Annotated in this window: 9 protein-coding genes; 5 read left to right on the top strand and 4 right to left on the bottom strand. The window is 66.9% G+C overall.

All coding sequences use genetic code 11. The features are described 5' to 3' along the window. The first annotated feature begins 59 nt into the window (after window positions 1–59). From J7U46_RS07135 to J7U46_RS07125, 3 genes are all read left to right on the top strand, one after another. Window positions 60–2,513, top strand: coding sequence for a TonB-dependent receptor (locus J7U46_RS07135; protein ID WP_282824197.1), 2,454 nt, complete (start codon window positions 60–62; stop codon window positions 2,511–2,513). Between the two features lie 539 nt (window positions 2,514–3,052). Next, window positions 3,053–3,814 carry a TSUP family transporter gene (locus tag J7U46_RS07130; RefSeq protein WP_282824195.1) on the top strand — a complete coding sequence of 254 codons (762 nt, stop codon included), beginning with the start codon at window positions 3,053–3,055 and terminating at the stop codon, window positions 3,812–3,814. 57 nt (window positions 3,815–3,871) lie between these two features. Then, window positions 3,872–4,690, top strand: a complete 819-nt coding sequence (locus tag J7U46_RS07125; RefSeq protein ID WP_282824194.1) for an HDOD domain-containing protein — start codon at window positions 3,872–3,874, stop codon at window positions 4,688–4,690. Here the strand turns inward: J7U46_RS07125 and J7U46_RS07120 are convergent. The 4 genes from J7U46_RS07120 to J7U46_RS07105 form a co-directional block, all read right to left on the bottom strand. Continuing rightward, window positions 4,676–5,539: a pseudouridine synthase gene (locus tag J7U46_RS07120; RefSeq protein WP_282824192.1), complete on the bottom strand. Its 864-nt coding sequence runs from the start codon at window positions 5,537–5,539 to the stop codon at window positions 4,676–4,678. The two genes, J7U46_RS07125 and J7U46_RS07120, sit on opposite strands and share 15 nt — an antisense overlap. Window positions 5,540–5,622: 83 nt before the next feature. Continuing rightward, window positions 5,623–6,495 (bottom strand): hypothetical protein, encoded by an 873-nt coding sequence (locus tag J7U46_RS07115; protein ID WP_282824190.1) that lies wholly within the window; start codon window positions 6,493–6,495, stop codon window positions 5,623–5,625. Between the two features lie 41 nt (window positions 6,496–6,536). Continuing rightward, window positions 6,537–7,841 (bottom strand): UDP-N-acetylglucosamine 1-carboxyvinyltransferase, encoded by a 1,305-nt coding sequence (locus J7U46_RS07110; protein WP_282824188.1) that lies wholly within the window; start codon window positions 7,839–7,841, stop codon window positions 6,537–6,539. 114 nt (window positions 7,842–7,955) lie between these two features. Continuing rightward, window positions 7,956–8,525, bottom strand: a complete 570-nt coding sequence (locus tag J7U46_RS07105) for a DUF1566 domain-containing protein (protein WP_282824186.1) — start codon at window positions 8,523–8,525, stop codon at window positions 7,956–7,958. A gap of 58 nt (window positions 8,526–8,583) precedes the next feature. Between J7U46_RS07105 and J7U46_RS07100 the strand changes: the two genes are divergently transcribed. After that, window positions 8,584–9,672: an extracellular solute-binding protein gene (locus tag J7U46_RS07100; protein WP_282824184.1), complete on the top strand. Its 1,089-nt coding sequence runs from the start codon at window positions 8,584–8,586 to the stop codon at window positions 9,670–9,672. Next, window positions 9,669–11,399, top strand: a complete 1,731-nt coding sequence (locus J7U46_RS07095) for a diguanylate cyclase (protein WP_282824182.1) — start codon at window positions 9,669–9,671, stop codon at window positions 11,397–11,399. Before J7U46_RS07100 ends, J7U46_RS07095 begins: the two co-directional genes overlap by 4 nt. The last annotated feature ends 6 nt before the right edge of the window (window positions 11,400–11,405 follow it).

Here is an 11,405-nt window from a genome sequence, read left to right as displayed (position 1 = left end):
GCTGCCTGGACTTTCATGAACAGCAAGATTTCGGTTCGACATTGCACAGGAGCAAAGAGATGAGTCAAAAGGCTTGGTTGGGTTTCACAAAGACGGCTCTGGCCGCTGCAGCGGCCCTCGTGGTGGCCGCGCCGGTGCTGGCGCAGAGCGCCGCCCCCGCTCCTGCCAAGGAGGAAGATGGCGCACCGCGCGCCAAGGACGACAAGGTTCGTCTGGGCACCATCACCATCGTTGGTGAAGGCGGCAAGCTGGGCGCTGGCCAGATGCTGAACGAAGACACGGTCAAGTCGCGCAGCACGGTCACCCGGGACTCGACCGACAAGGACCGCGCCACCGGCAATCCTTACCAGGCGCTGGCTTTGCTGCCCGGTATCAATACCTTCAACTACGACGGCACCGGCCTGTTCGGTGGTGGCATGACCATCCGCGGCTTCAGCTCGGACCAAATCGGCTTCACCATCAATGGCGTGCCGGTCAATGACTCGGGCAACTTCGCCGTCTATCCGCAGGAATACGCCGACCAGGAAAACCTGTGCACCCAGTCGGTCGCCCAGGGCAGCCCTGACGTGGAATCGCCGCACTCTGGCGCCACCGGCGGCAGCGTGACCATCACCGCCTGCGACCCGCAAGACAAGCGCCGTGTCCGCGTCAGCCAGACCCTGGGTGGCCTGAGCCTCAGCCGCAGCTTCCTGCGCTACGACACCGGCCGTTTCTTTGACGACAAGGCCAAGGTCTTCGTGAGCTTCTCGCACACCGAAGCCGACAAGTGGAAGGGCCAGGGTTCGGCCAAGAAGGATCACATCGACGCGGCTTTCCGCCTCGACCTGTCCGAAGGCAACACCATCCTTGGCTCGGTGCTTTACAACCGCGCAGTCAACAACAACATCAACAGCATCAGCCTTGCCCAGCTGAACGCCAACGGCTACTACTACGACTTCTCGACCACCTTCCCAGGGCACAAGACCCCGACGCCGGGAGTCGCTGACGTGGACACGGCGCCGTCACCGGCTTTCTACAAGCTGGCCAACAACCCCTTCGAGAACGCCATCATCTCGCTGTCGGGTTCGTTCAAGCTGTCGGAATCCACCTACCTGAAGATCCAGCCCTACCTCTGGTATGGCTTCGGCAACGGTGGCGTGCAGCAGGTCTCGCTGACCGAGCGCAACTTCCTGAACCCGGCGACCGGCACAACCAACGCCACCAAGGACCTGAACGGTGACGGCGATACGCTGGACACCGTGATCGTCGGCCGCGCCAGCGTGACCCGCACCAAGCGTCCTGGCTTCACGACCGAAGTCAACACCACGGTCGACGACCACCAACTGCGTTTCGGCATGTGGTGGGAGTCTGCCGAGCACCGTCAGACCCAGCCCGCCGTCACCGTGGACAACGCCGGCAATCTGGCCACCGTGTGGCTGAACAGCAGCAACATCTACCGCCCGGATGGCTCGCTGTACCAAGGCCGTGACTGGCTGACCAAGAGCACTTCGTACCAGCTCTACGTGTCGGACAACTGGACCTTCGCCAACGACCGTGGCCTGTTGACCGTGGGTCTGCGCACGCCGCGTACCACGCGCGACGTCACCAACTATCCGAACGAAGGCTCGGGCGGCAACGTCGCCTACCGCTTCTCGCGCGGCTACAAGGATTTGCTGCCGCAGGTGGGTCTGCGCTTCAGCCTGGACAAGTCGCAGCAAGTCTTCATGAATGTGGCCAAGAACTTCCGCGCGCCGCCGAACTTTGCCTTCACGGGCAACAACGTGACGATCACGAGTGGCGTCGCCTCCCTGGTGCGCGAAGCCAAGGCCGAGACGTCCATCATGACGGACATCGGCTATCGCCTGCAGACCAAGGCGCTGTCGCTGTCGGCTACCTTGTTCAACGCTGACTTCAAGGACCGCCAGGCCAACATCTTCGACTGGGAAAACCAGAAGAGCACGTACGCCAATGCCGGCCGCGTCAAGAACCGTGGCCTGGAACTGGAAGTGGGTTCGGGCAACTACAACGGCTTCACGGCCTACGGTTCGCTGACGGTTCAGAAGAGCGAAGTTCTGGACAACCAGTCCATCGGCCGTGTCACTGTGGCTGGCGTCAATACCCAGGTCTATCTGCCGACCGCTGGCAAGCAGTTCACGCTGACTCCGAAGCAGATGATTGGCGGCGCCCTGCAGTACGCCAATGGCCCGATCTACGCCCGCCTGAAGGTGAAGCGCACCGGCTCGCAGTACGCAACGCTGATGAACGACGAGCAGGTGCCGGCGTACACCACGGGTGACCTGGACGTGGGCTACAAGTTCGGCAATGTGGCGATGATGAGCAACGTCCAGTTGCGCTTCAACGTCAGCAACATCAACAACGCCAAGTTCCGCAATCCGTCGGGCACGCAGACCAATGCCACCGCTTACACCACCACGGTGGGCGGCGTGCCGTTCACGCAGAACGGCAGCACGGTGTTCTATTACCTCGGCGCCCCGCGTCTGAGCTCGCTGAGCCTGAGCGCCGACTTCAACTGAAGTCGCTGCTGGAAAGGGCGGGTGGAGCGATCCACCCGCCGCTCATGCCAAAGGCTTCCCCTGCGGGAAGCCTTTTTTGCATGTGGAGAGGAAAGCCCTTTTCTTGCGTCCGCACCCCGCCACCCTGTTGCCCGGGCCACACGAACTGTTGCGTTTGACACAGCAAAACCGGCCCGAACTGGCCATCGATTTGCGCGAATCCAGCCTTCGTTCATGATTCGGGTGCGTGATCTTCGCTGAGTAAATTCAATATTTACAGGAGTTGATGTGAATGTGTGCGCACGCAAACATCCCATCTTGGTGCAATGTCTTCGGGTGAAACCCCAAGTGCGTGCATCTGGTCAGCCCTCTACATTCACGTCACTCGAAGCGTGGCTGTGCGAACAGCAGACGCCGGCGGGGCTGAGGAGACATACATAAGCAGAGCAACACGAACGAACTGATTCGTTGACTTCACAATTCACGGGCGCCGGCCACAAGCCAGGCGCCCGTTCTTTTGTGCCTTTCCTTTTTGTTGAACCCACCCAGGCTGAGCGTCGATGTTTGAACTTGTCGTGGCCGCCGGCGCCTCCTTGCTGGCCGGCTTCATTGATGCGGTGGTGGGGGGCGGAGGCCTGGTCCTGGTGCCGGCGCTGTTCGGCGTGTTCCCTCATGCAGCGCCGGCCACGCTGTTTGGCACCAACAAGGGCGGCGCGATCTGGGGCACGGGTTGGGCGACGCTGCAGTACGCCCGCCGCGTCGAAATGCCCTGGGCCGCGCTGCTGCCGGCCGCCGCCGCCGCGCTGTGCGGCAGCTTTGCCGGCGCCTGGGCCGTGACGCAGATCAGCCCCGACGGCCTGCGCAAGGCCTTGCCGCTGATCCTGCTGGCGGTGTTTGCCTACACGCTGGCGCGCAAGGACCTGGGGCGTGAGCACCAGCCGCGCTTCAGTGGCCGCAGCCAGGCGCTCATCGCCAGCGCCATCGGCGGCTTGATCGGCTTCTACGACGGCTTCTTTGGCCCCGGCACCGGCAGCTTCTTTGTCTTCCTGTTCGTGCGCCTGCTGGGCTTCGACTTCCTCCATGCCTCGGCCAGCGCCAAGCTCTTGAACACGGCGACCAATGCGGCTGCCCTGCTGCTGTTCGCGCTCAAGGGCCATGTCTGGTGGCATGTGGCGGCCGTGATGGCCGTGACCAACGTGGCGGGCAGCCTGATAGGCACCCGCATGGCGCTGGCGCGCGGGGCCGGCTTTGTGCGCGGCATGTTCATTTTTGTGGTGGGCGCGCTGATACTCAAGACTGCCTGGGACGCCTTCCTGCGGTGATACTCCGGGCGGCTACCATTGCAGCCTCCGAGCCTGCTCCGCACAATCCTCCACACCATGCCCGTCGATCCCCAACTGCGCTCCCTCGACATCGAGATCCCGACCCAGCCCGAAGTGCTGGTGAAGCTCTCTCTGCTGATGGCTGCCGAAGACGTGGATCTGCAGGCCCTGTCCTCGCTGGTCGAATCCGACATGGCGCTGGCCGCGGCGGTGCTCAAGGCGGTCAACTCGTCGCTCTACGGCCTCAAGGGCCGGGTGCAGACGGTGCATCAGGCGCTGACTTACCTGGGCATGCGCGAGGTCTCCGCGATCACCTTCGAGATGGGCCTGCGTGCGGCCTTCCCGCCGGCGGCCGAGCTGGAGCCGGTCTGGAACCGCGCGGCCCAGCGCGGCCTGCTGATGGGCCGCATGGGCCAGATGCTCGGCGTGGACCCCTGGGCCGCCCACTCGGCCGGCCTGTTCGAGGAATGCGGCAAGGCCGTGCTCTACCGCCATGCCCCGGCTCACTATCCATCCATGTTGCGCGCTGCCACCCGTGATGCGGAGCTGGTGCAACTGGAGCACACGGCCTTCGGCGTGAGCCACGATGCCCTGGGCGCCGCCTTGTGCGAGAGCTGGGGCCTGGCGCCCGCCGCCGTGGCCAGCGTGCGCCACCATGTGCAGGTGCAAGACACCATGCTGATGGGCGAGTCCATCCAGCGCCGTTCGATCTGCGCCATCTCGGCCCTCGCCTGGGTGCTGATGAACCAGCCTGGCGAACTGGAAGGCGTGGCCGCCAGCATGGCGGCGCAGGCACAGATGGACGAGACGCTGGTGCTGCGCGCCGCCCGCCGGGTCAGCGAGCAGGTGCTCGAAGCCCAGTCACACGGCCGTTGAGGCCTGGCGGCTGAGCAGCAGCCGCATCTCCGAATCAAAACGACGGGGCTGCCCGGTCACTGGGTCGTCGAAGGCAATGCTGCGCGCCAGCAGCTGCAGCGGACGCTTGTAGTCGGGCTCCAGTTCTTCGGCTTGCAAGACCGGGTAGATCCGGTCACCGACGATGGGCAGGCCCAGCGCCGCCATCTGGGCCCGCAGCTGATGCTTGATGCCGCTGCGTGGCCGCAGCTCGTAGTGCGCCAGGCCACCGCTCAGCCTCTCGATCAACGAGATCCTTGTCTGGGCATTGGGCTCGCCAGCCACCTCCTGCATCTGCATGAAGGCCTCCTCGCGTTCGACCAGCCGGCAGCGGTAGTCCAGCGGCAGGGTCAGGTCTTGCCTGCGGCCTAGTTCGGGCGCAGGCGCAATGGCCTCGTAGACCTTCTCGACCGCCCGTTCGCGGAACAGCCGCTGGTAGGCGTCGCGATGCTGTGGCTGCATGCAGAACAGCGTAAGGCCGGCCGTCTCGCGGTCCAGCCGGTGGATGGGGCTGAGGGTGCTCAGGCCGAGCTCGCGTTGCAGGCGAACCAGCAGGGTCTGCTGTACGTAGCGGCCCTTGGGCGTGACCGGCAGGAAATGCGGCTTGTCAGCGACCAGCAGCAGCTCGTCGCGGTACAGCACGCGGGCCTCGAAAGGGATGGGCGCTTCATGCGCCAGCAGCCGGTAGTAGAAGACGCGGCGACCGGCTGCATAGGCCGTCGTCGGCCCCAGGGCGGAGCCGGCCTCATCCAGCACCTCGCCGCGCGTCATCCGGCCTTCCCAGTCCTCCCGGGTGACCAGCGCCAGGCGCTCCGCCAGGAAGTCCAGCAACAGCCTCCAAGGTCCAGCCGGGCAGGCCACGGCGCTGGCATTGACCCCATTCAACAGGGGCAGAGCCGGCTTGGCCGGACGGCTCACTCGACCAACGAGCCGCCCCGCGCCCGCTCGTCCATGTAGCGCAGGATGGCGCGGCGCTCGGTCTCGTCGATTGCGTCGCCGCGCCAGGCGCGTATCCAGCCGTCGCGCTGGGGGTCCTGGGCCAGCTTGCGCACGGCAGCGTCGATGGCCTCGATGCGTTGCTTGCCCTCCGCACTGCGGCTGCAGGCCATGGTGGCCACAGCCGTGCTGCGGCCCTCGGCCAGCGGCAGCTTGACCAGGTCGCTGCCGCCCATGGCGTCGACCACCGTGGGGTAGTCCAGCGTCCAGTCCATGCGCTTGGCCTTCAGCATGGCCAGTAGGTGCATGCTGCGGCCGGCCACCACGGTGGCGGGGGCCTGCGTGCTGGCTGCCTGGAGCAGGCCATCGATGCGTGGCCCGAAGGCGCGGTCGCGCGGCAGCAAGCCCACCAGGTCCTTGCGCTGCAGCAAGTCGCTCAGTTGCAGCACCTGGCCCTGCGACTGGAAGCGGGCCAGGTTGTCCTTGTGGACGATCACGTGAATCTGGCGCGAGAACAGCGGGGGATAGAGCTGGGTGAAATACAGCCACTCCAGCCGCTCGGGCTTGCGCAGGTGCAGGGCCGAGCACAGGGTCGCGCCCTGGCGCACCAGGGTCTCGAAGCGCGGCAGGCTGGCCTCCACGAACTCATGGCGGTACTGCGGCAGGCGCTGGATCAAGAGGCGCAGAAAGCCCGATATCTCGCCGTCGCCCAGGTCCTCGGCCACGCGCGGCGCATGGCCATGGGCGTAGCTGAAGGCCGGTGCCATGTCCTGCACCAGCCAGCGCAGTGTGGGCAGCGGCGCGGCAGGCTCGGCCGGCGACTGGGCCAGGGCCGCAGTCGCCGCAAGCATCAAGGCCGGGAGCATCCCGGCGCCGCGCCATCGACCCATGCTCAGTCGCCCTCGACCCACTCGATGCGTGTGCCCAGGCGGGAGATGTTCTCGACGAAATGCGGGTGCGCGCGGCGGATCGGCGTGGCGTTCCGGATGACGGACTTGCCCGGGATGCTGGCCGCCACCATCAAGAGGGCAATCGCCACGCGGATGATGTAGGGGCTCTCCACCTCGGCCGGCGCCAGCGGCTTGCCGCCGAAGGTGACCATGCGGTGCGGGTCCGACAGGAAGGCGTGGGCGCCGAACTTGGACAGCTCCGAGGTCCAGCCCATGGCGCCGTCATAGACCTTGTTCCAGAACATCACGCTGCCTTCGGCCTTGACGCCCAGGGCCACGAAGATCGGCAGCAGGTCGACCGGGAGATAGGGCCAGGGTGCGGCCTCGACCTTTTGCAGGATGTTGCGGGTGAAGGGTTCCTTCACCTTCAGCTTGCCGCCTTCGGTGACGGAGCGCGACCAGCCGTCCTCGTGAATGATCTGCACGCCGAACTTGGCGAAGGTGCGGTCGATCAGCGGGAACTGCTCGGGCTGCGAATTCTTGACCCGCACATCGCCGCCGGTGATGGCGCCGAGGGCCAGGAAGGTGACGATCTCGTGGAAGTCTTCGGCGAAGGTGAACTCACCACCCTTCAGGGCCTCGATGCCGGTGATCTTCAGGCGCGAGGTGCCGAGGCCCTCGATCTGGGCGCCCAGCATCACCATGAACTGACAGAACTCCTGCACGTGCGGCTCGCTGGCCGCGTTCATCAGCGTGGACGTGCCTTCGGCCAGCGCCGCGCAGAGCACGAAGTTCTCGGTCGTGGTGACCGAGGCGTAGTCGGTCCAGTGGTCGTTGGCCTGCAGCTTGCCCGGCACGGTGCAGAGCAGGCCGTCCGGCAGGCGGTCCACCTGGGCGCCGAAGCGCTGGAACACCTCCACATGCGGGTCGATCTCACGGGCGCCGAGGGTGCAGCCCTTGACATCGTCCTCCACGCGGGCCGCGCCGAAGCGGGCCATCAGGCCGGGGACCAGCATGATGGACGAGCGCATCTCTTCGGGCAGGCGATCAATGGCCGGGTCGAAGCGGGTGTTCTTGTGATGGACGTCGAGGATGCCGGTCTTGAAGTCGATCGCGACGTCGCTACCGAGCTTGCGGAAGACCTCGACGATCTTCTTCACGTCGGTGATCTCGGGCACGCCGTGCAGCCGGATCGGCTGGCTGCTGAGCAGCGTGCCGCACAGGATGGGCAGAACCGCGTTCTTGTTGGCCGACGGGATGATGCGGCCGGCCAGAGGGGTGCCGCCGTGGACGATCAGGTTGGACATGGGCAGGAGCAGGGGCGCGATGGGCTAGGAACAGCGACGGGGCTGATTATCGCGGCAGGCGGCCAGCCCCCGCCCGCGCTTGCCGGCTGTTTCAATCGCGCCCAGGGCTCGGGGCTAGGGCTTGGAGCGAACCAGGCGCACGGCCAGGGGCCTGCTCTTGGGAATGTCGCCGCGCGCTTCGCCGCCGGGCGCCTCGACGGCCCAGCCGAGCAGGAAGGGCGTGTCATTGGCATTGGAACCCCGGTTGTTCATCGCGTTGCCATAGTTGTAGGGATTGGGCTTGTCCTGGCGGACATTGGCCGTGGCCGTCCACAGCCAGCCGGCCGGCGCGGGCGGGAGCTGAGTGCCGGGTGCCGCCGGTTTGCCGGCCTTCTCCAGCAGGTGGCGCAGCTCGGGCACGCGGGGCACGCGCCAGGGCAGGCCGTCTTCCTTGGCGCGGGCGGCGGCCCGGGCCAGGGCCTGGGCATGGGTCAGCAGCAGCGGCTGGCCGGCGCAGGCCTGGCCGGTCCATTGCATGCCCTCCACACAGCGTGCCCAGCTGAGCTGGCTTTGCGGGTCGGTCCAGTCGGCGCTGGCTGCCGATGCGGGTGCTGCGGCGGCAGGCGGCGCGGCCCAGGCGGGCAGGCTGCCCAGCAGCAGGAGCAGGGTGGGCAGGCGCAGAGCGTGAAAAGGCAGGCAAGGCATGAGGTTTTGCTCAGGTGAATCCCTAGGGTGGACGGGGCTCATCATCTACGATGGCCGCATGGCTGTCCGCAGTTTGCAGTTCGCTCCCGTCCTGAGCCGGCTTTGCATCGCCTGGGCCAGCGCCTTGCTGTTGGCGCTGTGCTGCCAGGTGGCCGCTGCCGGCGGCAGCTTGCGCGTGCTGGCCTGGCCGGGCTATGTGGAGCCCGAGGTGCTGCGCGATTTCGAGAAGAAAACCGGCGCCAAGGTCGAGCTGACCATCATCGACAGCGACGAGGCCCTCTGGCAGAAGCTCAACACCAAGCCCGGCCCCGCCTATGACCTGTTCGCGGTCAACACGGCCGAACTGCAGCGCTACATCGCCGCCGGCCTGGTGCGCCCCATTGACCGCCGCCAGATTCCGAACACCCGCCAGCAATTGCCGCGCTTCCGTGAGCTCTCCGCGATCCCCGGCCTGCTGCGTGGCCAGGGCGAACGGGCGCAGGCCTACGGCATCCCCTTTGCCTATGCGGAGATGGGCCTGATCTACGACCGCCACCAGCTCAAGCAGCCCCCCAGCTCGATCAAGGCGCTGTGGGACCCGCAATGGCGCGGCAAGGTGATCGCCTACAACGGCGGCAGCCACAACTTCTCGCTGGCCGCACTGGAGATGGGCTCGGCCACGCCCTTCCAGCTCCCTGCGTCCCAGTTGCCCAAGGCGGTGGACAAGCTGATCGAGCTGCGCCGCAATGTGCTCGGCTTCTATGGCCAGCCGGAGGAATCGGTGCGCCTGTTCCAGCGCCATGGCGCGGCCCTGATGTACGCGAACTACGGCATGCAGCAGTTCCAGCTGCTGAAGGCGGCCGGCGCCGACGTGGGCTATGTGATCCCGCGCGAGGGCGCGCTGGCCTGGCTGGATTGCTGGGCCATCACCAGCAGCGTGGCCGACCAGCCGCTCGCCCATGCCTGGATCGACCACCTGCTCGGCCAGCAAGCCAGCGCGCTGCTGGTCAGCCGCCAGGGCCTGGCCAGCACCACGGCCGAGTCGGCCGCGAGCGCCAGCGCCGCCCGCCTGCTGTGGCTGGAGCCGGTGGAAGACGCGGCCCGGCGCGAAGCCTTGTGGGCCCGCATCCGTTCGGGCGACCGCGCGGCCCGGGTGATGTCGCCATGAAGCTCGGCATCGCCTGGCGACTGGGGCTGGCCTTGGCCGCCGTGGGCGTGCTGGCCGCCGGCCTGACGGGCTATTACGGCTACTCGGCCAGCCGCCAGCTGTTGGTGGCCGCCGCCGAGGAACGCCTGCTCACCGCCACGCGGGTGCTGGTGCGCCAGCTGGCCGTGGGCATGGACAACACGGCGCGCGACGTGCTGCTGTTCGCGGAGCATCCGATGGCGGCCCGCCTGCTGGCACGCAGCGACCCGCAGCTGCAGTCGCGCAGCGAGATCAACACCACGCTGCTGTTCCAGCGCATGCTGGACACGCATCCCGAGTACTACCAGATCCGCCTGATCGACGCGGCCGACCATGGCCTGGAGCGGCTGCGCGTGGACCGCGACAGTGCCGGTGTGCTGCGCGTGGCCGAAGAAGACCTCCAAGAGAAGGGCCACTACCCCTACGTGTTTGAGACCCTGGCCCTGCCGGCTGGCGCCGTCTATGTGTCCAAGGCCGTGATCAACCACGAGGTCGGTGCCCACGCGGGCCTGGACAAGCCTTCGCTGCAGGTGGCGGCGCCGGTGCGCGGGATCGATGGCCAGGTGCGCGGCCTGGTCGTAATCAACGTCGACCTGGATCGCCTGTTCGATCAGCTGGCCGCCGACCTGCCGGACGGCCTGCAGCTCTACCTGAGCAATGGCGCGGGCGAGTTCCTGATCCATCCGGACCGCAGCAAGGCCTTCGCCTTTGACCGGGGCCAGAGCGCCTTGCTGCAGCAAGGCTTCCCGGCGGCCATTGCCCTGGTCGAGCAGCCGGCGGGCCAGCCCGGCCAGATCGTCACCTCGGTGGAGGCGGGCGAGGGCGCGCCGGCCCAGGTGGCGGCCTTTGTGCGCCAGCCGCTGCCCGGCCTGCACAGCGAGGAGGAGTTCATCCTCGGCCTGTCTGAGCCGCTGGAACTGGTGCTGAAGGAGAGCGAGCACCTGGGCGCCATGAGCCTGCGCATCGTGCTGGCCTTCAGTGCCCTGGCCCTCTTGCTGGCCGCCTTGCTGGCGCGCGCGCTGTCGCGGCCGATTGCGCAGATCGTGGCGGCTGTGCAGCGCTTTGCCAGCGGCCGCGAGTCAGCGGGCGTGCTGCCGCTGGAGCGCGATGACGAGATCGGCCTGCTGGCCCGCAGCATCGACCACATGCAGCAGCAGATCGGCGCGCAGTTCGATTCGCTGGAACTGAAGCAGCGCGAGCTGGACCACCTCGCGAGCCACGACAGCCTCACCGGCCTGGCCAACCGCCGTGTGCTGCTCGAGCGCCTGGACCATGCGCTGGCCCATGCCAAGCGCAATGGCGGGCGCCTGGCCATGCTCTTCATCGACCTGGACAACTTCAAGGAAATCAACGACACGCTGGGCCACGCGGCCGGCGATGCCGTGCTGCGCACGCTGTCGCAGCGCTTGCGCCAGCTGGTGCGCGAGGTCGACACGGTGGCCCGCATGGGCGGCGACGAATTCGTCATCCTGCTCGACCATGCGGATGATCCCGAGGCCATCACGGCCGTCACGCAGAAGCTGCTCGATGCGCTGGTCCAGCCCGTGCCCTTTGGCGATGCAGAGCTGGTGGCCGGCGCCAGCATCGGTGTCAGCCGCTATCCCGAGAACGGCAGCAATGCCACCGAGCTGATCGCGGCGGCCGACCAGGCCATGTACCGCGCCAAGAGCAGCGGGCGGCAGCGGGCGATGTTTTCGGAAGCCGATTGAGGCCCG

This window comes from Pelomonas sp. V22 (genome assembly GCF_030014915.1).
Lineage (GTDB): Bacteria > Pseudomonadota > Gammaproteobacteria > Burkholderiales > Burkholderiaceae_C > JAUASW01.
Note: the sequence above shows the minus strand (reverse complement) of the source record. Positions and strands in the feature narration are given on the sequence as shown.